The 23,898-nt window shown below is 60.0% G+C and carries 19 protein-coding genes; 4 read left to right on the top strand and 15 right to left on the bottom strand.

Going from position 1 to position 23,898, the window contains the following annotated elements; all coding sequences use genetic code 11:
- Nucleotides 1–22: 22 nt before the first annotated feature.
- Genes CFU_RS11315 through deoC form a run of 4 tightly spaced genes read right to left on the bottom strand, consistent with a single transcriptional unit; the run spans nt 23 to nt 4,936 of the window.
- A complete protein-coding gene (locus CFU_RS11315) occupies nt 23–964 on the bottom strand; it encodes a ribokinase (RefSeq protein WP_014006173.1) in 942 nt (313 codons plus the stop codon).
- Nucleotides 965–968: 4 nt separating this feature from the next.
- Nucleotides 969–1,421: an RbsD/FucU family protein gene (locus CFU_RS11320; RefSeq protein WP_014006174.1), complete on the bottom strand. Its 453-nt coding sequence runs from the start codon at nt 1,419–1,421 to the stop codon at nt 969–971.
- A 56-nt stretch (nt 1,422–1,477) separates the two neighbouring features.
- Nucleotides 1,478–3,868, bottom strand: a complete 2,391-nt coding sequence (locus CFU_RS11325; RefSeq protein ID WP_014006176.1) for an aldehyde dehydrogenase family protein — start codon at nt 3,866–3,868, stop codon at nt 1,478–1,480.
- Between the two features lie 3 nt (nt 3,869–3,871).
- Nucleotides 3,872–4,936, bottom strand: coding sequence for a deoxyribose-phosphate aldolase (deoC, locus tag CFU_RS11330; protein ID WP_014006177.1), 1,065 nt, complete (start codon nt 4,934–4,936; stop codon nt 3,872–3,874).
- A gap of 288 nt (nt 4,937–5,224) precedes the next feature.
- Between deoC and CFU_RS11335 the strand changes: the two genes are divergently transcribed.
- Nucleotides 5,225–6,016: a DeoR/GlpR family DNA-binding transcription regulator gene (locus CFU_RS11335; protein WP_041743347.1), complete on the top strand. Its 792-nt coding sequence runs from the start codon at nt 5,225–5,227 to the stop codon at nt 6,014–6,016.
- 94 nt (nt 6,017–6,110) lie between these two features.
- Here the strand turns inward: CFU_RS11335 and CFU_RS11340 are convergent, their stop codons facing one another.
- Nucleotides 6,111–6,674 carry a hypothetical protein gene (locus CFU_RS11340; protein ID WP_014006179.1) on the bottom strand — a complete coding sequence of 188 codons (564 nt, stop codon included), beginning with the start codon at nt 6,672–6,674 and terminating at the stop codon, nt 6,111–6,113.
- On the opposite strand from CFU_RS11340, the gene CFU_RS24880 reads away from it, so the two are divergent.
- Nucleotides 6,673–6,843, top strand: coding sequence for a hypothetical protein (locus tag CFU_RS24880; RefSeq protein ID WP_190275144.1), 171 nt, complete (start codon nt 6,673–6,675; stop codon nt 6,841–6,843). The two genes, CFU_RS11340 and CFU_RS24880, sit on opposite strands and share 2 nt — an antisense overlap.
- A gap of 150 nt (nt 6,844–6,993) precedes the next feature.
- A complete protein-coding gene (locus CFU_RS11345) occupies nt 6,994–8,448 on the top strand; it encodes a sensor histidine kinase (protein ID WP_041741792.1) in 1,455 nt (484 codons plus the stop codon).
- Nucleotides 8,449–8,481: 33 nt separating this feature from the next.
- Here CFU_RS11345 and CFU_RS11350 read toward each other — a convergent pair whose 3' ends face one another.
- From CFU_RS11350 to cyoA, 8 genes are all read right to left on the bottom strand, one after another.
- Nucleotides 8,482–9,021 (bottom strand): acyl-CoA thioesterase, encoded by a 540-nt coding sequence (locus tag CFU_RS11350; RefSeq protein WP_014006181.1) that lies wholly within the window; start codon nt 9,019–9,021, stop codon nt 8,482–8,484.
- A 149-nt stretch (nt 9,022–9,170) separates the two neighbouring features.
- Nucleotides 9,171–9,707 carry a response regulator transcription factor gene (locus CFU_RS11355; protein WP_041743349.1) on the bottom strand — a complete coding sequence of 179 codons (537 nt, stop codon included), beginning with the start codon at nt 9,705–9,707 and terminating at the stop codon, nt 9,171–9,173.
- Entirely contained in the window at nt 9,697–11,046 is a 1,350-nt protein-coding gene (locus CFU_RS11360; RefSeq protein WP_050808562.1) for an ATP-binding protein, read from the bottom strand. The genes CFU_RS11355 and CFU_RS11360 overlap by 11 nt, the downstream gene beginning before the upstream one ends.
- Complete coding sequence (locus CFU_RS11365) at nt 11,036–11,884, bottom strand: SURF1 family protein (RefSeq protein ID WP_014006184.1); 849 nt, start codon at nt 11,882–11,884, stop codon at nt 11,036–11,038. The genes CFU_RS11360 and CFU_RS11365 overlap by 11 nt, the downstream gene beginning before the upstream one ends.
- Nucleotides 11,881–12,366, bottom strand: coding sequence for a cytochrome o ubiquinol oxidase subunit IV (gene cyoD, locus CFU_RS11370; protein ID WP_014006185.1), 486 nt, complete (start codon nt 12,364–12,366; stop codon nt 11,881–11,883). Before cyoD ends, CFU_RS11365 begins: the two co-directional genes overlap by 4 nt.
- Nucleotides 12,363–12,992: a cytochrome o ubiquinol oxidase subunit III gene (cyoC, locus tag CFU_RS11375; RefSeq protein WP_041741793.1), complete on the bottom strand. Its 630-nt coding sequence runs from the start codon at nt 12,990–12,992 to the stop codon at nt 12,363–12,365. Before cyoC ends, cyoD begins: the two co-directional genes overlap by 4 nt.
- Entirely contained in the window at nt 12,985–14,988 is a 2,004-nt protein-coding gene (gene cyoB, locus CFU_RS11380) for a cytochrome o ubiquinol oxidase subunit I (protein WP_041741795.1), read from the bottom strand. Before cyoB ends, cyoC begins: the two co-directional genes overlap by 8 nt.
- Nucleotides 14,989–15,087: 99 nt before the next feature.
- The gene (cyoA, locus tag CFU_RS11385) at nt 15,088–16,041 is read right to left on the bottom strand and encodes a ubiquinol oxidase subunit II (protein ID WP_014006188.1); all 954 of its coding nucleotides are present in this window, start codon (nt 16,039–16,041) and stop codon (nt 15,088–15,090) included.
- A gap of 170 nt (nt 16,042–16,211) precedes the next feature.
- Between cyoA and CFU_RS11390 the strand changes: the two genes are divergently transcribed.
- The gene (locus CFU_RS11390; RefSeq protein ID WP_041743354.1) at nt 16,212–17,555 is read left to right on the top strand and encodes an MFS transporter; all 1,344 of its coding nucleotides are present in this window, start codon (nt 16,212–16,214) and stop codon (nt 17,553–17,555) included.
- A 53-nt stretch (nt 17,556–17,608) separates the two neighbouring features.
- Here the strand turns inward: CFU_RS11390 and CFU_RS23300 are convergent, their stop codons facing one another.
- Entirely contained in the window at nt 17,609–18,076 is a 468-nt protein-coding gene (locus CFU_RS23300; protein WP_014006190.1) for a transposase, read from the bottom strand.
- Between the two features lie 101 nt (nt 18,077–18,177).
- A complete protein-coding gene (locus tag CFU_RS24485) occupies nt 18,178–23,751 on the bottom strand; it encodes an ESPR-type extended signal peptide-containing protein (protein WP_014006191.1) in 5,574 nt (1,857 codons plus the stop codon).
- Nucleotides 23,752–23,898: the final 147 nt, after the last annotated feature.

Below are 23,898 nucleotides of genomic sequence, written 5' to 3' on the forward strand. Positions count from 1 at the left end.
AGTCGTAGTGGCGCGGCAAGGGTTATGCCGCCGAGCGCAGCAGCGCATCGATTTCGGCGCGGGCCGGCATGGAAGGCGCGGTGCCGGCGCGGGTGACGGAAATGGCTGCGACTGCAGAGGCAAAGCGGGCGGCGTCCCTTGGACTGGCGCCCTCTGCCAGCGCGGTGGCGAAGCCGCCGGTGAAGGCATCGCCGGCGCCGGCCGTCTCGACCACCGGGCCGACGCTGAATGGCGCGATCAGCACCGACTCGCTGGCGCTATGCAATAAAGCGCCCTGCGCGCCGAGTGTGATCAAGGCGCAGCCCACGCCCCTGGCAAGGAATACATCGCCGGCGCGGCGCGCCTGTTCAAGCGTAGTCACCGGCAAGCCGGTCAGCAGCGCGGCTTCGTGTTCGTTCGGCGTGATGTAATCGCACAGCGGATAAAAAGCGCTGTCGAACTCTACTGCCGGCGCCGGGTTGAAGACAGTGATGGTGCCTGCGGCGCGGGCGATTTCCAGTCCGCGCCGGGCGGCGGCAGCCGGCTGTTCCAGCTGCGTCACAAAAACGCAGGCGCCGGCGATGGCGTCGGCGGCGGCCTCGACGTCAGCGGCGCAGATCAGGCTGGCGGCGCCGGGCACCACGATAATGGCGTTCTCGCCGTTGCTGTGATTGATATAGATGAAGGCGGCGCCGGTAGGCTGGTCGGCTACCTGCTGCACGCGCGGCACGATGCCTTCGCCGGCCCACAGGGCCAGTGCGTTATCGGCAAACGGATCGCGTCCGATGGTGGAGATGAAACTCACCCGGGCGCCGGCGCGGGCGGCGGCCACGGCCTGGTTGGAACCCTTGCCGCCCGGCCCCATCGCAAAACCGGAGCCGGCGATGGTCTGGCCCACGCCCGGCATGTGGCTGGCGCGGAAAGCCAGGTCGGCGACATAAATGCCCAGGATGGCGACACCGGAGCGCTTGACGAACGCAGTCATGGATTCAGGCCTCAGGGGCGATGACGCCCTTTTTGAACAGGAAACAGCCGTAGAAACGGCGCTCGCCGGTGGCGATGACGCAGTAAGCCTTGCGCGCCGTCTCATAGAAAGCGAAGCGCTCGACCGAACCCATGACGCGCACCCGGCCTTCAGCCTGGTCGATTTCCAGCTGGACTTCCTGCTGCACCGGCGGCACATTGCCGGGTTCGCCGGCGACTTCCATGCGCCTGGCCGGAGCGTCGACTGCGTTATCCAGCGGCAGCACTGACAAGATGGCGCGCGCCGCTTGCGCGGTGCCGACGCCGTCAATCCGCAACAGCCGCCCGAGCGTGGTCTGGCGCGCCACCGAATCGGCCGGGAAGTTGGCGTCGCACAGCACCAGTTCATCGCCGTGTCCCATGGCCCGCAGGGCATACAGCACATCGGCGTTGAGCAAGGGATCAATCAGTTTCAGCATGTGTTCTCCTGGAAAACGGACTTGGGTTGGATCAAGGTTGCTGCGCGGCCTACTGTTTACTCTCCGTACGGAATCCAGATGTTCTTGACTTGCACCGCATGGCGCAAAAAGGCAGGCCCTTCGGCCACCATCGCATCGTGCCAGTCGGTAGCCAGTCCGTAGTCCACCAGCGTCCGTTTCAGGTTGCCCGCGGACAGCCGTTCGGCGGCCTGCGACCTGGCCTTGGCGCCGAATGTCCATACGGCGTCGACATCGTCATGTGCAGCCAGCGTTTGCAGCAGGCTGTCGCTGGCGCCGGTGACGATATTGACCACGCCTGCCGGCAAGTCGGAGGTTTCCAGTACCTGGTAAAAATCGGTGGCTATCAGTGGATGGCGCTCGCTGGGCACGATCACCACCCGGTTGCCCATCGCAAGCAGAGGCGCCAGCAGGCTGATGAAAGCCAGCAGCGGCGCTTCATCCGGGCACACTACGCCGACCACGCCGATTGCCTCCACCATGGCCAGGGCCACGCCGCGCAACGGCGGCACGTGCACCGTGCCCTCGTATTTGTCGGCCCATGCGCCGTAGCTGAACAGGCGCTGGATGGATGCCTCTACCTCGGCCTGCGCCGCGCCGGCGCTGACGCCGGTGGAGGCAGCGATGCGTGCGGCGAATTCGGCCGAGCGGGCCGACAGGTTTTCGGCAAGGTAATACAGCCCCTGGGCGCGGCGGTGCGGCGTGGCGTTCGACCATGCGGCAGCGGCATGCGCGGCAGCGACCGCATTGCGGATATCCTTGCGGTTGCCGGCGCCGACCTCGCCGAACAGCTGTCCCGCGGCGCCGAACACGGCTTGCGCATGCTCGCCGTCCGGCCTGACCTGCTTGCCGCCGATGTACAGCTTGGCGGTGCGGTCGAGCGCGGGCAAGCCCGTAGCGCTGCGCGGCTCATGTGCCGCCGGTTCTATGTTCGCGGCGTTCGCGGCAACACGCTGGCGACGTTCAGCCCAGGCCCGCGGTTTAAGATATTCGTAGCAGCCTTCGCGGCCGCCCTCGCGTCCGAATCCCGATTCGCGATAACCGCCGAATCCGACGCCGGCATCGAACAGGTTGGTCGAATTCACCCAGACCACGCCCGCCTTCAGCTGCGGCGCAATGCCCAGCGCCAGGCCGATGGTTTCGCTCCAGACGCTGGCTGCCAGGCCGTAGCGTGTGTTGTTGGCCAGCGCCACGGCTTCGTCGGGCGTGCGAAAAGTCATCGCGGCAAGCACCGGCCCGAAAATTTCTTCGGTGGCCACCGTGGAGCTCGGATGCACGTTGGTGAGCAGCGTCGGCGGATAAAAACAGCCGCCCGCCGGCAAGTCGATAGCCGGCTGGTAGCAGCTGGCGCCTTCCTTGACGCCCAGCTCCACCAGTGTGCGCACCCGTTCAAGCTGCGACGGCGCTATCAGCGAACCGATATCGATGGTCTTGTCCAGCGGCTGGCCGGCGCGCAAGCTTTGCATGCGGCGCTTGAGGCGCGTTATGAAATCCTCGGCGATGCCTTCCTGCACCAGCAGGCGCGCGCCGGCGCAGCAGACCTGGCCCTGGTTGAACCAGATCGCATCGACCACGCCCTCGATGGCGGCGTCGATGTCGGCGTCCTCAAATACGATGAACGGCGATTTGCCGCCCAGCTCCAATGTCAGCGATTTTCCCGATCCCGCGGTTTGTTCGCGGATCAGGCGCCCGACCTCGGTCGAGCCGGTAAACGCAATCTTGTTCACATCCTGGTGCGCGACCAGCGCCGCACCGGTGGCGCCGTCGCCGGTAACCACGTTAAGCACGCCGGCCGGCAGCCCGGCTTGCACCGCCAGCTCGGCAAACAGCAATGCGCTCAGCGACGTGAATTCCGCCGGCTTGAGCACTACCGTATTGCCCAGCGCCAGCGCGGGCGCGATCTTCCAGGCCAGCATCAGCAAGGGAAAATTCCAGGGAACGATCTGGCCGATCACTCCCAGCGGCGCCTGGTCGGCAAATTCGCGTTCCTGCAGCTGCGCCCAGCCGGCGTGATGGTAAAAATGCCGCGCGACCAGCGGCACGTCGATATCGCGCGTTTCGCGGATCGGCTTGCCGTTGTCGAGCGCTTCTATTACTGCAAACAGGCGAGCGTGCCGCTGCACCATGCGCGCCAGCGCATACAGGTGGCGTGCCCGGCCGTGGCCGCCCAAGGCTTGCCAGTCTAGCTGGGCATTGCGCGCAGCCGCAACCGCAGCGTCAACGTCCGCTGCGCTGCCTTGCGCGATGCGGGCCAGCAGCTTACCGGTGGCCGGTTCGGCCGTATCGAAATGGGCGGCAGCCGTGGTAAAGCGGCCGCCGATATGATGGCCGAAGCCGTCGGCATGACGCGCCAGCCACAGGCGGGCTTCGGAATCGCTTTCAGGTGCAGGGCCGTAGTCCATGGTGTCGAAATAATGTGAAACACTCATCGTTTATCCGATCGGGTGATGGTGGAAAGCCGAATAGCGGCCGGTGACGTGGTGCTCCAGCTGACGCTCTATGTCGGCCAGCAGGGAAGAAGCGCCGACGCGGAACAGTTCCGGTTCCAGCCAGGCCCTGCCCAGCTCTTCTTTCATCAGGACCTGGTAATCCAGCATGCCCTTGGCGCTGGATACGCCGCCGGCCGGCTTGTAGCCGACGCGAAAGCCGGTGCGCGCTTCATACAGGCGGATCATGCGCAGCATGACCAGCGTCACCAGCGGCGTGGCGTTGACGGCTTCCTTGCCGGTGGAAGTCTTGATGAAGTCGGCGCCGCCCATCATGCATATCATGGAAGCCTTGGCGACGTTGCGCATGGTCTTCAGCTCGCCAGTCGCGAGGATCGCCTTGACATGGGCGCTGCCGGCAGCCTGGCGAAAATCCTGCATTTCGGCATACAAAGCGCGCCAGTTCCCGGTCAGCACATGCTCCCGGGTAATGACGATGTCGATTTCCGCGGCGCCGTCGCGCACCGAAGCTTCGATTTCCTTCAGCTTCAGCTCGTGCGGAATCAGTCCCGCCGGAAAACCGGTAGACACGGCTGCCACCGGAATCCCGGAATCGCCCAGCGCCTGCACCGCCGTGCTTACAAAACGGTGGTAGACGCACACCGCGCCGGTATGCAATGTGCGTTCGCCGAAGCCGAGCGCGTTCAACAGGTCCGGACGCACCGGCATGATGGCCTTGGCGCACAGGCGTTTGACGCGTTCGGTAGTGTCGTCGCCGTTGAGGGTGGTCAGGTCGATGCAGGTGACGGCCTTCAGCAACCAGCCCGCCTGCGCATCTTTCTTCACCGAGCGGCGCCCGGGCAACGTTGCTATGCGGCGCTCCGCCGCGGACAGGTTGACGCGGATGTCGTCGATCCAGCTGCTGTCGAAGCTGTGGCCGGCATTGCGGGAGTCTTCGTGCAATCCGCCAGGATTGCCGACGATGGGAGCGCTAACAATCTCACTAGCGGGATTGAGCGCAACGGCGCGCGGACGCGGCACGGCGCTTGGTGTTTTGGAGGCGGATGTCATAATTGTGGCGACGCCGCGAAGGCGTGCGCAAACCGGGTCGAGAGGATGCTGGCAACAGGCATGTCGGTTATCTCCGTGAACGCATTGAATGCGTTTCCTTTTTTGGCGATCATGCGGACTGGTCGCCGCCGGCTGGTTTTGGCGGGACTGAAGCACGCAAGTTCACAATGGGTTTTATGTTACGCCAATAACATTTATTCCTGCAACATATTTTTTGTAATAACATATCGGCTAACATTGCATCAAATGACATCAAAATCGATCAACACTCACAACGGAAATTCCAAGATGCTGCAAACCGCTGGCGCCAAAGCCCGAACTCTCCGGCTGGTTCGGATGCAGGAACTGATCAACAGCAAGGGCCCGACGCAACTCGGCAAGGTGGCGGAACAGCTGGGCGTGACGGAGATGACGATCCGCCGCGACCTGGCTTCGGCCGATTCGCCGCTGGCCTGCCTGGGCGGTTTTGTGCTGGAGGCCACCTTGCCGAGCGCTGACGAAAAATATTCCCTGGACGAAGAAATCGACCACCACACGGTACGCAAGCGCCTGGCCTGCCAGCGCGCGGCGCAGTGGGTGGAAGACGGCGACAGCCTGTTCATCGATTGCGGCACTACCATGATCCATTTCGCCGAGGCGCTGCCGCCCGCCATGACACTCAGCGTGGTGTGCTATTCGATGAATATCGCCGCCATTGTCAGCCGGCGACCGAACACGCAGCTGATCCTGCTGGGAGGTTTGTACCACCCCTCCTCCGCCACTTTCTACTCGGACGAGGCGGTGCACTACCTGGGCAGCCTGGGCGTGAACAAGGCTTTCCTGTCGGCCGGCGGCGCAGACCTGCAGCGCGGCGCCAGCTGTTCGAATTTCCACGAAGTGGCGGTCAAGCAGGCGGCGATACGCAGCGCCGGGCAGAGTTTCCTGGTGGTGGACGAGAGCAAGCTGGGCCGTGTGCGGCCGGCGTTTTTCAGTCCGCTGGACGTTTTTTCGCGGATTGCGGTGGGAGGCGTGCCGGATGCTGCGCTACGCAAGCAATTCAAAGGGCTGCCCTTGGATGTAGCGGCTCCGCCCGTGACCTGAAAACATGCGAATCAGGACGAGGAATGGAAAGGTCGAGACTGCATATATCTCGACCTTTCCAACTATGTAGCGATGCTGGCAAAGAGCGCCGGACCTAGTGGCTGACTACCTGCACTGCTTGGTAAAGGAAAGCGGAAGCCACCGGCGCACCGTCCATTTTTGCAGGAGAAAAGCGGGTCGACTGCAGTGCCTTTATTGCGGTATAAGCCAGAACTTTTTCATTGTCGGTGAGCGTCATTTCGCCGTTTTTTTCCGCGCCCATGATGTCGACGGCGTTAACGACTCCATCGTCGCCGACATGCACAACCAGCTTCACGTCTTCCCGGTGCGAAGTAATATTCAGCGAGCGGTATTCTTGCGGCGAAACCAGTTTCCGCAACAGGCTACGAATGTTTGGCGTCGGGAACGGCGGCGTGATTTTTTCATCCGTCATGGCGACAAATTTGCGCCACAGGGATTTTTCGTCGGTAGAAAGCTCATCCCAGCTTTTATTGACGTCGATGTTGAGTCCAAGCGACGCACGGTCTTTGCTGAGGGACGATCCGGTCCTGGCGTCGCCGATGGGAATTGAATAGTTCGCCTCCTCCGCATATGCTGGCAACAGAAAGCCGGCAGCGAGCACAATCGGGCAGACAGTCCTGAGGCACAAAGCAATCATGTATTTTTATCCCTATGAGGAAATTGCAAGCGGACGCAGCAGCCAGCCGGCGCTGCAGATATATCAAGTTGTAGTTTTTAACACCTTTCTTTCTGCCAGTAAAGATAGGCATGCGGGCATCGGTAGCTATAATCATTCAGTAAAAGCGCCACCCGCAGCATTTGAGTGATATATTGCCCTATTGCAACTTATTGTTTGGGTGAGGAGCCGCGTAGTTTGCAGTTATCCATTCCGGCCATACCCGGTGCGGAGTTGTGAGTTATATAATGGATAACTTGCGCCACGGCCACTGCGCGGAACCCACCCTTAGACATTGCCAATGTACTCATTATTGCCCGCCTTAGTAGCCTCGGTTTTCCTCGGCTACGGCTTGTATGTACTTTGCACGCAGGGGTTCACCCGCATCGGCATCAGCTTTTCCGTGCTGTGCATCATCTCGGCGTTCTGGCAGGGAACCTGGGCTGTGCTGTTCCAGGTCCATAGCCCTGGCCCGGCGATGTTCCTGATCAAGTTCGGCTACCTGCTGATCCTGTTCCTGCCGACCAGCCTGTACCATTTCCTGACCGAGGTCTCGGACCGTCCCGGGGAGCGCCACCTGGTTTACCTGTCGTACGGGATAGCCTCGGTCCTGGCGATTTTCCTGGTCGGCAGCGACCTGTTCATTGCCGGCTTCTACGAATATTTCTGGGGCTACTACCCCAAGGCAGGATTGCTCCATCCCATCCACGTGCTGCAAACGGTGGTGGTGGTCAACCGCGGCCTGTACATCACCTTTCTTCAGCAGAAGAACGCGCCGCCCAACAAGCGCATCAGGCTGCGCCTGTGCATCGCCGGCATCCTCACTTATTTTTTCGCCGCGGTCGACTACCTGTGCAACTACGGCTTCGAGTTCTATCCGCCCGGCGTGCTGTTCATCGCCGTCAGCCTGGGCATCATCACGGTGGCGATCGTGAAATACGGATTATTCAATCCGATGGCGATCGCCGCCAGCGTGGCCCATGAAATGCGCACGCCGCTGCTGTCGATCCGCAACCAGGCGCAAGGCATCAACAAATACATTCCCACGCTTCTGCACAGCTACGAGCTGGCGGTTGCCAACAACCTGTGCGAATCCTCGCTGCCGCCGTTCGCAATGAACTACCTGGCCACCATCGGCAAGACGCTGACGCACGAGGTGGACCGCACCAATGCGGTGCTGGACATGATGCTGGCCTCGATCAAGATGGACCAGATCGACAAGACCAACTTCAGCCAGCACGGCATAGGGCATTGCCTGGCCGAGGCCGTCGAGCGCTACACCTATGACCGCCAGGACCGCGAGCGCATCGTGGTCGCCAATGCCGAAGAGTTTCGTTTTTACGGTTCGGATACGCTGCTGATACTGGTGCTGTTCAACCTGCTGAAAAATGCGCTGTACGCCATCAAGGTCGCCGGCAAGGGCGAAATCCGCATATCGACGGCGCGCGGCCCGACCGTCAACCGCATGTATTTCAGCGATACCGGAACCGGAATAACAGGCGAAGCGCTGCCGAATATTTTCGACGGTTTTTTTACCACTAAACAAAGCGGCGGCACTGGCGTCGGCCTGACTTTTTGCCATCGGGTGATGGCGTCTTTCGGCGGCCGCATCCTGTGCGATTCGGTGGCTGGGCAATATACGACATTTACCCTGGAATTTCCGATGGTGGAGAACACATCGGGCGACCTGTTTGCGGCATTGACGCCGCGCCAGACGGAGCAAGAGGCTGCCGCCTCTCCTCCGCACGGGCCTTAGAACAAGAGCTGGCTAAAGCAAACCGCTACGCCGTCACTCCCCTTTCTCGACTTCATATTGCCGGATCTTTTCAAGGATGTGTTCCGGCAGCCGCGAGATTTTTTTCTCCTTGTTGGCGAAAACTATCTGCTGCTGGCCGGTCGCCACAAGCTTGCCGTCCACCAGGAACCGGAACGCCAGCGAAAACGAACATTGTTTGATGGCGAACGTATTGACCTCGCACGCAATCTTCTGGAATGCAAATGTCTCGCACACATACTGTTGCTGCGCCTCCTTGGTGATGAAGACGCCGAGCGACTGCAGCATGTCGGCGGAAATGCATTCGAAGAACCAGCGTTCGCGGCAAATCCCTTGCCACTCGAAATGCCGGGCAAAATAAATGTTCCCGGTGGCGTTCGAATCCTTTAGGTAAACGTCGATCGAGTGGTGGAAAGTTTTAGGCTGGGGCGCCCGCAAATAGCTGAGCGGGAAAGCAATGGCTTCTATTACGGTTTCTTGGACGACAGGACGCTGAGTCAGGATTGCAGACATGATGGTAACTCCCATAAGCAAATGGAAAATGGCTGGTTTCAACAGCCGCTATTGCCTCCCCGCCCGGTCCAGGCGCGGTGAAGCTGCTTATAGTGTTAATCATGTGACGCCACTTACAAGTAAGGGTGCGACAAACGGCCGCCCGGCGGCAAACGGCGATATGTGGTAGTCGCAGCGGCTTATTACGATGGTTATTTGATACGCTGTTTTTCCAGCTTGCGCGCCAGTGTGCGCCGGTGCATTCCCAGGCGCCGCGCCGTTTCGGAGATGTTGAAGCCGGTTTCCACCAGCACTTCGTGGATGCGCTCCCACTCCAGCGTCTTGATCGAGGTCGAGCGGTTGCTCAGTTCAATCTCGGCGGCGCCGGCGACATGGCCGAAAGCCGCCTCGATATCGTCGGTATTGGATGGCTTGGCCAGATACTGGCAAGCGCCGAGCTTGATCGCTTCCACCGCCGTGTTGATGCTGGCGAAACCGGTCAGCACCACGATCAGCATGGCCGGGTCGTGCTTGTGCAGCATCTGTACGCAGGCCAGCCCGGAGGTGCTGTCGTTCAGCTTGAGGTCGACTACCGCATATCCCGGCGAATGCTGGCGCAGCAGCGCAGCGGCCTCGCCCAGATTCGAGGCCAGCAAGACGGTGTAGTCGCGGCGCTCGAACGAGCGGCCCAGGGTGCGCGCGAACGTGGCGTCGTCCTCAATGATCAGCAGCAGACGGTCAGTCGCCATGTTCAGCATCCTGTTCAAGGCTGATCGAGGCCAGCGGCAAAGTCAGCTGGACCAGCGCCCCGCCCTGCTCCCGGTTGCGCGCCGTCACGGCGCCGCCCAGCTTGCGGGCGACATTGACCACAAAAAACAGCCCGAGGCCGCTGCCTGGCCGCCCCTTGCTCGACTGGTAAGGCTTGCCCAGGTGCGCCAGCATGGCAGGCGCAAAACCGGGACCGCTATCGGTCACCACCAGGGTCAGCGCGTCGGCTTCCCGCGTTGCTTCCAGGCTGACCCACTGCGGCGAGGCTTCCAGTGCATTGTCGAGCACGTTGCAGATCATCTGCTTGAGGGCGGAATCGAAGGCGACCGGCATATCCTGCTCTATCCGGTTTTCATAGGCAAATGAAACGATAGGACGGGTCGCGCACCATTCCTTGGCCAGGTCGTTGAGAAAAGTGCTGATGGTGGTCTTCACCGACGATTCGCCGCGCGCCTCGCCGGCCGACAGCAGGATGCCGCTGACGATGCTCTTGCAGCGCTGCAGCTGCGCCTGCATCTCGCTGATTTCTTCCAGCAGTTCGCTGTTCTTGCTGAACTCCGGCATGCGCCGCCAGTCGCCCAGGATTACCGACAAGGTGGCCAGCGGCGTGCCGAGCTCGTGCGCAGCGCCGGAAGCCAGCAGGCCCATGCGCACGATGTGGTCTTCCTCCGCCGCGCGCTGGCGCAAATCGGCCAGCTGGGCGGCGCCGGCGCGCAGGTTGCGGCCGATGCGGGTGATGAAAAACACCAGCAAGGCGGCGTTCAGCACAAAACAGATCAGCAGACCTTCGACATACAGGCTGGACAAGCCATTGCCATGGTCGGGCGGCAGCGCCAGCGGTTCGGAAAACAGCGACAGGCCGGCCAGGCAGGCGCTGGTGACGGCGACGATAGTCCAGGTCGACCAGGTTTCCAGCAGCACCGCACTGAGGATCACCTGCAACAGGAAAAGGAAGGCAAACGGATTGGTGATGCCGCCGCTGAAATACAGCTGGGCGGTGAGGATGCCGACGTCCACCAGCAGCGCCAGGAACAGCTCGCCGTTGCTGGCCACGCGCCGTTCATGCCAGCGCAGGTGGCTGGCGATGTTGAACGCTACCAGGCACGCCAGCACCTTCAGCATGTGCGGCAACGGCAGGTGGATGCCGAAACCGGCGATCACGAAGGCAATGGTGGTGATCTGCCCGATCACGGCGATCCAGCGCAGCTGGATCAGCTGCAGCATGTTCTTGTGGCCGGCAGCGCTTTCAACGCCGGCCGCTATCGTCCAGCGCCGTTTCAGATTGTCTGTATTTGCAAGAATATCGATTTTACTTGCCATCTTCACTTTCACGGTCGATCCCATCGGCATTGGCGGCGGCGCTTGGCGCAGAGCGCCGGCGCAGATTGCGCTCTTCCCGTCCCACCCAGAAACAGGCGCCTGCCACCATCAAGGCAAGAGCATACCAAGTGAGAGCATAAACCAGATGGTTATTGTGAAAGGCGATCACCGTCAGGCCGCCGACCGGGCGGTTGCCGCCGGTATCGTGGCTGGCCGTAGCCGCGTCTGCATCGATGAAATAAGGCGCTGCCGGTGACAGGCCGCGCGCCGAGGCAATCGCTTGCACGTCGCGCGAATACCAGCGGTCGGCCGCGGGATCGTTGTGGCGCAGGAAACCGCCGCCCGGCTCGCTCATGCGCAGCAGCCCGCTTACCTCGGCGGGGCCGACCTCGGGCGTGCCGGATTGGACGTCAGCCTTGGCCGGCACAAAACCGCGGTTGACCAGCACCACGCTGCCGTCGGCGGTGCGCAACGGCGTCAGCAGCCAGAATCCGCCGCCGAGTTCGGTCGAAGCCTGGACCCGGGCTGTCAATGCATAGAGGAAGGTGCCGCTGAGGCGCACGCGCCGGTATTCGTCGGCATCGGCATTGATCTGCGGCCAGCGCTCAGGGCCGGGAGCGGCCACGGCCGGTGCGTGTACTCTTTGTTCAACCCGCTCGATCAGGTCGAGCTTCCATTGCAGGCGCTTGAGCTGCCAGGTCCCTAGTGCGAAGAAAGTGGCGAACACCAGTCCGGCGCAGATGGCCAGCGCCAGCAGCACAGCTGGGGAGCGGGTCCTTGGCGCAACCGGCGCTGCGCCTTGACCATCCTTCACCATGCCGCGCGGCGCCTGTTTCATTGCATGTTTTGCATATGCTGCATATGTTGCATATTGTGCATCTTTGGCATGTCAGGCATTTTCTGCATCGATTCCGGCACCACTTCCGTGGTGTCAGGCATCATGCCCGGCATCATGTTGTGGTTCAGGTGGTACATCACCCACAGCGAACCGCTCAGCATGATGAACACCAGCATGATCGTGAAGATCAGCGCCAGCATCGACCAGCCGCCTTCGGATTTGGTGTTCATGTGCAGGAAATACACCATGTGCACCACGATCTGCACGGCGGCGAAACCGAGCAGCACCAGTCCGGTGGTGCTGGACTTGTCGAATACCTTGGCCATCACCAGCCAGAACGGGATCGCGGTCAGGATCACCGCCAGCACGAAGCCGGTGGTGTAGCTTTTCAAGCTGCCGTGGTCGGCATGGGTATGGCCGTGGTGATCATCGTGATCGTGGCTGACGGCGCGCGCCGGGTGTTGTTGATGTCCGCCGCTCATGGCAAAACTCCCATCAGATAGACAAAGGTGAAGACGCCGATCCAGACCACGTCCAGAAAATGCCAGAACATCGACAGGCACATCAGGCGCCGGCCGTTTTCAGCGGTAAGCCCGTGGCGCTTGACCTGGAACATCAGCGTGACCAGCCAGACGATGCCGAAGCTGACGTGCAGGCCGTGGGTCGCCACCAGTGCGAAGAACGAGGTCAGGAAGCCGCTGCGCTGCGGGCCGGCGCCTTCGTGGATCAGGTGTACGAATTCGTACAGTTCGAAGCCGATGAAGCAGGCGCCGAGGATGCCGGTGACGGCCAGCCAGGCCAGCGTTGCGCCCTGGCGCTTGCGCTGCATTTCCAGCATGGCGAAACCGTAGGTGATCGACGACAGCAGCAGCAGCGACGTGTTGACCGCCACCAGTGGCAGGTCGAACAGTTCGGCGCCGGTCGGGCCGCCTGCATAGTTGCGGCCCAATACGGCGTAAGTCGCGAACAGGCAGGCGAAGATCAGGCAATCGCTCATCAGGTACAGCCAGAAACCGAGCAAAGTGCCGTTTTCCGGATGGTGTTCGCGGGTGTAGAAGCGCGCGCTCGGGTCAGCCGCGCTGTTGGTATTCATAGTGATATCAGACATGGCTAGCCAGCAATCGTGTGCGTTCACCCTCGGTGCGGACGACTTCGTCCGCCGAGATGTGGTAATCGCGGTTGTAGTTGAAGGTGTGGATGATGATGGCTGCCATCATCGCTGCAAAGCCGAGGCCGGCCACCAGCCACATGTGCCAGATCAGGGCAAAACCGACGGCAGCGCTGAGCGCGGCGATAATGAAGCCGGCCGCGGTGTTCTTCGGCATGTGGATAGCGACGAAGTCCTTCAGCGGACGCGCATAGCCGTTGGCCTTCATGTCGGTCCAGGCGTCGTTGTCATGCACCACTGGCGTGAAGGCGAAATTGTAGTCCGGCGGCGGCGACGAAGTCGACCATTCCAAGGTGCGTGCGCCCCATGGATCGCCGGTGGTGTCGCGCAGCGATTCGCGGCGGCGGAAGCTGACCACCAGCTGCACGATGAAGGAAGCGATGCCGAGCGCGATCAGGACAGCGCCGAAGGCGGCGATCTGGAACCAGATCTGCAGCGACGGATCTTCGAAGTGGCCGAGGCGGCGCGTCACGCCCATCAGGCCCAGCACGTACAGCGGCATGAAGGCGATGTAGAAACCGATAGTCCAGAACCAGAAGCAGCACTTGCCCCAGAAGTCGTCCAGCTTGTAGCCGAAGGCTTTCGGGAACCAGTAGTTGATGCCGGCAAACATGCCGAACAGCACGCCGCCGATGATCACGTTATGGAAGTGGGCGATCAGGAACAGGCTGTTATGCAGCACGAAGTCGGCCGGCGGCACCGCCAGCAGGACACCGGTCATGCCGCCGATGACGAAGGTGATCATGAAGCCGATGGTCCACAGCATCGGCAGCTCGAAGCGGATGCGGCCGCGGTACATGGTGAACAGCCAGTTGAAGATCTTGGCGCCGGTCGGGATCGAGATGATCATCGTGGTGATGCCGAAGAACGAGTTGACGCTGGCGCCGGAACCCATGGTGAAGAAGTGATGCAGCCACACCAGGTAGGACAGGATGGTGATCACCACGGTGGCGTAGACCATCGAGGTGTAACCGAACAGGCGCTTGCTGCTGAAGGTCGAGACCACTTCCGAGAAAATGCCGAAGGCCGGCAGGATCAGGATGTAAACCTCGGGGTGGCCCCAGATCCAGATCAGGTTGACATACATCATGGCGTTGCCGCCCATGTCGTTGGTGAAGAAGTTGGTGCCGACGATACGGTCCAGCGACAGCATGCCGAGCACGGCGGTCAGCACCGGGAAGGCGGCGACGATCAGGACGTTGGTGCACAAGGCGGTCCAGGTGAACACCGGCATCTTCATCATGTTCATGCCTGGTGCGCGCATCTTGACGATGGTCGCTATCAGGTTGATCCCCGATAGCAGCGTCCCGACCCCGGCAATCTGCAAGGCCCATATATAGTAGTCGACCCCGACGTCCGGACTGGCGAGGATGCCTGACAGCGGCGGATAAGCCAGCCAGCCGGTGCGGGCGAATTCGCCGACGAACAGCGAAGCCATCACCAGCATGCCGCCGAAGGTGGTCATCCAGAAACTGAAATTGTTCAGGAAAGGAAAAGCAACGTCGCGCGCGCCGATCTGCAGCGGCACCACGTAGTTCATCAGGCCGGTCACCAGCGGCATGGCGACGAAGAAGATCATGATGACGCCGTGCGCCGTGAAAATCTGGTCGTAGTGGTGCGGCGGCAGGAAGCCGGCCGAATCGCCGAAGGCAAACGCCTGCTGGGCGCGCATCATCAAGGCGTCGGCGAAACCGCGCAGCAGCATCACCAGGCCCAGCACCACGTACATGATGCCGATCTTCTTGTGGTCGATGCTGGTGAACCAGTCGCGCCACAAGGTGCCCCAGACCTTGTAATAGGTCAGCGCGCCAAGCACTGCTGCGCCGCCGATGGCGACCATGAGGAAGGTCGCGATAAGAATCGGTTCGTGGTAGGGAATCGCTTCCCAGGTGAGACGGCCGAAGATCAGCTTGGTCAGATCAATATGGTCTAGCATCGTTACTTTCCGGTGAAAAAGGGAAACCTGGCGCCTGCCATACATGCAGCGGCGCCACTGCTGGCAGAACGGAGCACTGCCGGCTCTTGTTGCAAATGATTATTCATGGTGCTTGGCCGGATCTTCCGCCTGGTGTCCAGCCATGCTGTGGCCGCTGTCGGCCGCCATCATCTGGTCCATGCACATCTGGCCCGGCTCGATGCAGCGGTTAAGGATGGCGTGGTACAGGCTTGGATCGACAGTGCCGTAGTGGCGCACCGGCTCCTTCTCGCTCGGCTTTTCAAGCTGCAGGTAGTCGGCGCGGTCCAGCTTGCCGCTGGCTGCCTTGGTGGTCTTTACCCAGTTCTCGAAATTCTCCGCGGTCATGCCGTGGAACTTGAATTTCATGTCGGAAAAGCCGGCGCCGCTGTAGTTGGCGGAGAAACCGTCGTATTCGCCCGGCCGGTTGATCACCGCGTTCAGGGAAGTCTGCATGCCCGGCATGGCGTAGATCTGGCCGGCCAGTGCAGGAATGAAGAAGGAATTCATGATGGCAGACGAGGTGATCTTGAAGCGGATCGGCATGTCGACCGGCGCTGCCAGCTCATTGACGGTGGCGATGCCTTGCTCCGGATAGATGAACAGCCATTTCCAGTCCAGCGCCACCACTTCTACCGTCAGCGTCTTGGTGTCGGCGGGGATCGGGCGGTTCGCGTCCAGGCGCGACAGCGGCCGGTATGGATCCAGGGTATGGGTGCTGATCCAGGTCAGCAGGCCAAGGGCGATGATGATGAGCAGCGGCGCGCCCCAGATCACCAGCTCCAGCTGGGTCGAATGGTCCCAGTCGGGTTCGTAGCGTGCGGCGGTATTGTTTTTACGGTAGCGCCAGGCAAACCAGATGGTCAGCGCAATCACCGGAACGATGATCAGCAGCATCAGGATCGTGGAAACCACGATCAGGCGGCCCTGCTGGGAGGCGATATCGCCAGACGGATTCATCACCACCGTGTTGCAACCAGCCAACAAAATGAGGGGAAGGAGGAGCAATCCACGCCGAGATAAGAGGGAAACCATAGAGTAAAAGTACCGTCGAAGCTATCAGATTGTGATAATGTACACTGACTGGTATGCGTTGGCGATTGGACGTTTTGTCCTACCCTGCACTCATAACATCGGGAAGGGTTCGACACGGCTGGTTGGCATGGCCAGTATTAACAGAAACCCACTAGAGACAAAATATCATGATGACGAGCACCCATAGCCGCAATGGCGAAGTTTCCGCTGATTTCTCGTCGCATTCAACCATCAATGATGCGCAGAATGCCAAACCAGACTCCATCGCCCCCGGCGAGATCGCTATCGGCGTAGTAATAGGCCGTGCGTCTGAATATTTCGACTTTTTCGTGTACGCCATGGCGTCGGTGCTAGTGTTTCCCTCGGTGTTCTTCCCGTTCGAGCAGCAGCTGGAAGGCACGCTTTACGCCTTCGTGATTTTTTCCTTTGCCTTTTTGGCAAGGCCTTTCGGCACCGTGCTGTTCATGGCGATCCAGCGCCGCCTCGGGCGCGAAGTCAAACTGACGGCGGCGCTCTTCATATTAGGCATCTCTACCGCCGGGATTGCGTTCCTGCCAACATACCAGCACCTGGGATTTTACGCCATTGTCTTGCTGGCGCTGCTGCGCATCGGCCAAGGCATTGCGCTGGGCGGCTCCTGGGACGGCCTGCCGTCGCTGCTGGCGCTGAATGCGCCGCAGAACCGGCGCGGCTGGTACGCCATGCTGGGCCAGCTGGGCGCGCCGGTCGGCTTCATGATCGCCGGCGGCCTGTTTGCCTACATGCTGTCGAACCTGACCACCGAAGATTTCCTCGACTGGGGCTGGCGCTATCCGTTCTATGTGGCGTTCGCCATCAATGTCGTCGCCCTGTTCGCCCGCCTGCGCCTGGTATCGACTCCGGAATATGCCCGTTTGCTTGACGAGCGCGAGCTGGAACCGACCAACGCCCTGGAAATGACCCGTTCGCAAGGACGCAACGTCATCATCGGCGCCCTTGCGGCCCTGGCCAGCTACGCCCTGTTCCACCTGGTGACCGTGTTCCCGCTGTCCTGGATCACTCTGTATTCGATGCGCTCGGTGAGCGACTTCCTGATCATCCAGGTCATCGGCGCCGGGCTCATGGCGCTGGGCGTGGTCGCTTCCGGCCTGATCGCCGACCGTCTCGGCCGCCGCACCACCCTGGGCGCCTGCGCGGTGCTGATCGCGGTGTTGAGCGCGTTCGTGCCGGCCCTGATGAACGGCGGTGAATTTGGCCAGAACACCTTCATCCTGCTCGGTTTCATCCTGCTCGGCTTGTCCTACGGCCAGGCCGCCGGCGCCGTCACCGCCAATTTCCCGGCGAAATACCGCTATACCGGCGCTGCCCTCACCTCCGACCTGTCGTGGCTGGTCGGGGCCGGCTTCGCGCCGCTGGTGGCGCTTGGCCTGTCGGCGCATTTCGGTCTGGCGTACGTCAGTTTCTACCTGCTGTCGGGTGCGGCCTGCTCGCTGGCCGCGCTAAGCCTTAACCGCGCCCTGGAAATCCGCGACTGATTGTGAAAAAAGCCTGTTTTCGCATGAAAACAGGCTTTTTCGATTATCCGGCCTTACAATTTTCCGCCATCGCTTACCAGGCTTAACCAATGCAAATTGGCGTCGTCCGCGCTTGAAAGCGAACTCCCCACATTTCCGACCTGCCATGCGCGCTGGTTAAAATTTTCCCGCCCGTTTTTCTGCGCCGCCCTTAACAAGGTCCGTTTGATGCGCTGATCGCCGTAACTGGCGATCTTCTCGATGACGGCCCGCAACTCGGGATCGCCGCGCAGCTTCTCAAGCAGCTGATGCCAGAAACCGCATTCATGCCAGCGCCCGAAACGCTTGTATGCAGCACTCCAGTTGCCCAGATAAGACGGCAGGTCGCTCCACCTGCGCTGGTGGCGGGCTTGCCACAGCACCGCCTCGACAAACAGGCGGTTGTTGTGGCCGTGCAGTCCTGGATCGCCCTTCTTTCCCAGCAACAGTGGTTCCAGCCTGCGCCATTGGTCCTCTTGCAGATACATGCGTGATTCAGACATTTTTAGGCTTTTCCAGAAAATGTTTCAAGCAGCAGGCCCTTGGTCCATATCGCCGTTCCCTGCCCGCGCCGTCGGCAGCGAGCAGAGAACGGCATACCCGATTACCAGGAGTAGCCAATCCCGGCATTGATCAAGGTACGGGTGCCGGAAGTGGTGCTGATGCCGAACTTGACGACGGTGTCGCGATTCACGTGGGCGCTTGCGCCAATCGCCAGCGCGGTATAGCCGGCGTAGCTGCCGATGCCAGCGCCCAGGGCGAAGGTCTTGCCTGTTTCGACCTGCGGCAAGCCCGCCAGTGCGCCGGCCATCGCCACCCCGCTGTAAGCCAGGCGTTGGACATCACCGACTTGCGAAGCGACCTGGTTCAGCTGCGAAACATTGACCGCGTCGGTCGGATTGACGCCGGCGGCCACATTGGTGATACGGCGTTCGCTGCCGGCAGCGCCGACCGATACCGTACTGGCCTGGTCCGCCACCGAATTGGCGCCCAGCGCCACCGAATTGTTGGCGGTTGCCTGTGCGCCGGCGCCCATCGCTACCGAATCGTTGCCGGAAGCCAGCGCATTGTTGCCGATCGCTACCGTCGGATCGCCGGTCGCTCGTGCGTTGTAACCGATCGCCACCGAGCCGGCTTGCGAAGCCAGGGCACGGAAGCCGACTGCCGTGGTGTTGGTGTCGGTCGCCTGGGCGTTCGAGCCGATCGCCGTTGCACCGTCCTTGGTCGCCTGTGCGCACAGGCCGGTGCCGGTGGCGTCGACGCCGTTGACGCTGCCGCAGGTAGCGGCGTTCACATTGTTGACCGCCGTGCCGCTGGTGCCGCGGGTACGCACCGTGCCGTCGCTGTTGGCGCCGCCTATGGTGGTGGCGCCGATGGTCGCACCGTTGGCGTTGGCGGCATTGGCGCTGTCCACCAATGGCTTGAGCGAAGTCGACAGCGAAGCTGCGCCATTAGTAATATTGTTTATCCCGGTCGAGAGCGAGAACACCTGGCTCAAGCCGGTCGACAGCGAGGAAATGCCAGTCGACAAGGACGCGATTCCGGTCGAAGCCGAGGTCGACAGCGATGCCGCATTGCTGTTGGTTGTCGACAGTCCGGTCGACAGTGAGCTGACGTTCGAGGTATTGGTGGAGAGCCCGGTCGACAGCGAATTGATGCTGCTGGTGTTGGTCGACAAGCCGCTCGAGATCGAGGTCGACAGCGAACTCACATTGCTGTTGGTGGTGCTCAGACCGGTCGAAGTCGACGTCGACAACGATGCAATTCCGGATGAAGTCGTGGTCGACAGCGACGTCAGCTGGCTGACATTGACAGCGTCGGTATTTGCCGTACCGGCCGCCAGGTTGGTGATTTTCTGGCCGCTGTTGTTGATGCCGTTGGTGGTGGTCTGTCCCGTTACCGTCAATCCGGCGGTGGTGATGCCGGTCGACAGCGAAGTGATCGTCGTGCTCAGGCCAGTGGACAGCGACGACACCCCGCTTTGCGCCGTGCTGATGCCGGTCGACGCCGAGGTCGACAGCGACGTGACGTTGCTGACGGCTGCACTCAAGCCGGTTGAGGCTGAAGTCGACAATGACGCAATGCCGGTTGAAGCCGATGTCGACAGCGATGAAACATTGCTGTTGGCGGTGCTCAAACCGGTCGAGCTTGAAGTCGACAAGGAGTTCACGTTGCTGTTGGTGGTGCTCAGGCCAGTGGACGTTGACGTGGATAGCGAAGCAATACCGGTTGACGCCGAAGTCGACAATGACGAGACATTGCTGTTGGTCGTGCTCAGTCCTGTGGAGGTCGATGTCGACAGGGAATCGACGTTGCTGCTGACCGTGCTCAGGCCGGTCGATGTCGATGTCGACAGCGACGAGACCGTGCTGTTGGTCGTGCTTAAGCCGCTGGAGGTTGAAGTCGACAATGAGCTGACATTGCTGTTTGTGGTGCTCAGACCGGTAGAACTCGAAGTCGACAACGAAGCCACGTTGCTATTTGTGGTGCTTAAGCCAGTCGAAGTCGATGTCGACAGCGATGAGACGTTACTGTTGGTTGTGCTCAAGCCTGTTGATGTCGACGTGGACAGCGATGCGATACCAGTCGACGTAGAGGTCGACAACGAAGTCACGTTGCTGTTCGTGGTGCTCAGACCTGTTGACGTGGAGGTCGACAGCGACGAGACATTGCTGTTCGTTGTGCTCAAGCCAGTCGATGTTGACGTGGACAGCGATGCAATGCCGGTCGACGTTGAGGTCGATAACGAAGTCACATTGCTGTTAGTGGTACTCAGACCGGTCGAGGTTGAAGTCGACAGCGATGCAATGCCGGTCGACGTTGAGGTCGATAACGAAGTCACATTGCTGTTAGTGGTGCTCAGCCCCGTCGAGGTTGAAGTCGACAGCGACGATACATTACTATTGATTGTGCTCAAACCGGTCGAAGTCGACGTGGACAGCGATGCAATGCCAGTCGAAGTCGAGGTCGATAACGAAGTCACGTTGCTGTTGGTGGTGCTCAAGCCGGTCGATGTCGACGTGGACAGCGATGAAACATTGCTGTTCGTTGTGCTCAAGCCAGTCGACGTCGAGGTCGATAACGAAGTCACGTTACTGTTAGTGGTGCTCAGACCTGTTGAGGTTGAAGTCGACAGCGATGAAACATTGCTGTTCGTTGTACTCAAACCAGTCGATGCCGATGTGGACAGAGATGCAATGCCGGTAGACGTCGAGGTCGACAATGAAGTTACATTGCTGTTAGTGGTGCTCAGACCGGTCGATGTTGAAGTCGACAATGACGACACGTTGCTGTTAGCTGTACTCAAGCCAGTCGATGTTGACGTGGACAGCGATGCAATGCCGGTCGAAGTCGAGGTCGACAACGAAGTCACGTTGCTATTTGTAGTGCTCAGACCTGTTGAGGCTGAGGTCGACAGTGAAGAAACATTGCTGTTCGTTGTACTCAAACCAGTCGAAGTCGACGTGGACAGCGATGCGATGCCAGTCGAAGTCGAGGTCGATAACGAAGTCACGTTGCTATTTGTGGTGCTCAGGCCTGTTGACGTTGAGGTCGACAGCGACGAGACATTGCTGTTCGTTGTACTCAAGCCAGTCGATGTCGATGTGGACAGAGATGCAATGCCGGTCGAGGTCGAGGTCGACAACGAAGTCACGTTGCTGTTGGTGGTGCTCAAGCCGGTCGATGTCGACGTGGACAGCGATGAAACATTGCTGTTCGTTGTGCTCAAGCCAGTCGACGTCGAGGTCGATAACGAAGTCACGTTACTGTTAGTGGTGCTCAGACCTGTTGAGGTTGAAGTCGACAGCGATGAAACATTGCTGTTCGTTGTACTCAAACCAGTCGATGCCGATGTGGACAGCGATGCAATGCCGGTAGACGTCGAGGTCGACAATGAAGTTACATTGCTGTTAGTGGTGCTCAGACCGGTCGATGTTGAAGTCGACAATGACGACACGTTGCTGTTAGCTGTACTCAAACCAGTCGATGTCGACGTGGACAGCGATGCAATGTCGGTCGAAGTCGAGGTCGACAACGAAGTCACGTTGCTATTTGTAGTGCTCAGACCTGTTGAGGCTGAGGTCGACAGTGAAGAAACATTGCTGTTCGTTGTGCTCAAACCAGTCGAAGTCGACGTGGACAGCGATGCAATGCCAGTCGAGGTCGAGGTCGACAACGAAGTCACATTGCTGTTAGTGGTACTCAGACCGGTCGAGGTTGAAGTCGACAGCGATGAAACATTGCTGTTCGTTGTACTCAAACCAGTCGATGTTGACGTGGACAGCGATGCGATGCCAGTCGACGTCGAGGTCGATAGCGAAGTTACGTTGCTGTTAGTGCTGCTCAGGCCTGTCGAAGTTGAAGTCGACAGCGACGAGACATTGCTGTTGGTTGTACTTAGGCCAGTCGATGTCGACGTAGACAGCGATGCAATACCGGTCGACGTCGAGATCGATAACGAAGTCACATTGCTGTTAGTGGTGCTCAGCCCCGTCGAGGTTGAAGTCGACAGCGACGATACATTACTATTGATTGTGCTCAAACCGGTCGAAGTCGACGTGGACAGCGATGCAATGCCAGTCGAAGTCGAGGTCGATAACGAAGTCACGTTGCTATTTGTGGTGCTCAGGCCTGTTGACGTTGAGGTCGACAGCGACGAGACATTGCTGTTCGTTGTACTCAAACCAGTCGATGTTGACGTGGACAGCGATGCGATGCCAGTCGACGTCGAGGTCGATAGCGAAGTCACGTTGCTGTTGGTCGTGCTCAAGCCGGTCGATGCCGATGTGGACAGAGATGCAATGCCGGTCGACGTCGATGTCGACAACGAAGTCACGTTGCTGTTAGTGGTGCTCAGGCCTGTCGAGGTTGAAGTCGACAATGAAGAAACATTGCTGTTGGTCGTGCTCAAGCCGGTCGAGGTCGAGGTCGACAGCGAAGTCACGTTGCTGTTGGTGGTGCTCAGACCGGTCGATGTTGAAGTCGACAATGACGACACGTTGCTGTTAGCTGTACTCAAGCCAGTCGATGTTGACGTGGACAGCGATGCAATGCCGGTCGAAGTCGAGGTCGACAACGAAGTCACGTTGCTGTTGGTAGTGCTCAAGCCCGTCGAAGTTGAAGTCGACAGCGATGAAACATTGCTGTTGGTTGTGCTCAAACCAGTCGATGTCGACGTGGACAGCGATGCAATACCGGTAGAAGTGGAAGTCGACAGCGACGAGACGTTGCTGTTCGTGGTACTCAGACCGGTCGAGGTTGAGGTTGACAGCGACGACACATTGCTGTTCGTTGTACTCAAACCAGTCGATGTCGATGTCGACAGCGATGCAATGCCAGTCGACGTCGAGGTCGACAACGAAGTCACGTTGCTATTGGTGGTGCTCAGACCGGTCGAGGTTGAAGTCGACAGCGACGACACATTGCTATTGGTCGTGCTCAATCCCGTAGACAAAGAGGCTTCCGCTGCCCGTGACGTGCTGAGGCCGGTCGAAGTGGATGTCGACAGCGACGAGACATTGCTGTTGGTTGTGCTCAAGCCGGTCGAAGTCGACGTGGATAGCGATGCAATACCGGTCGACGTCGAGGTCGACAGCGAAGTCACATTGCTGTTCGTGGTGCTCAGCCCCGTTGAGGTTGAAGTCGACAGAGACGACACATTGCTATTGGTAGTGCTCAGGCCAGTCGAAGTCGAAGTCGACAAGGAATTCAGCTGGCTGACATTGGTGGCGTCCGTATTGGCGACGCCGGCCGCTACCCCGGTAATTTTCTGGCCATTCAGGTCCAGTCCGTTAATGACAGATCCTGTGCTATTGACGTTGATTTTCCCGCCAACGGAAATGTTTACCGGGTCGGAAGCCGTAGCGCCCGTGCTCGTCTGGTAGAAGATAACGCGGTTGGTCTGGGTCGTCACATTGCTGGTGCCGCAGTTCGCATTGACTATCTGGGTGGTCCCGCCATCCGCAACCTGGCTGCAGGCGGTGTCGTTATTATCATTAACATAAATGCCTCCGCCCGCGAAAGCCGCACCCGGCAACAGCAGTTCCCCCATGGCAAGGGCGGCAACCACGGCAACCATTTTTTTGCTGCTGCGCTTGCCGCGAGCCTTGGTATTCTCCGATACGGCTACCCAGATACCTAACGCTTCGTTGTAGACGGTGCGATAAACTTTATTCATGGTTGGCTCTATACAAAGATGGATGCGGTTCGGGGATTTCGCTCAGATCAGTCACACAGGAAAACTGGGCCGGGCAATGGCAAGACTGCGGCTGGTGCTTAAAACAGGAATGCAGGACGAGCGAAATTTATCACCATCTAATGTTCT

The sequence above is a fragment of the Collimonas fungivorans Ter331 genome, from assembly GCF_000221045.1.
Taxonomy (GTDB): Bacteria; Pseudomonadota; Gammaproteobacteria; order Burkholderiales; family Burkholderiaceae_D; genus Collimonas; species Collimonas fungivorans_A.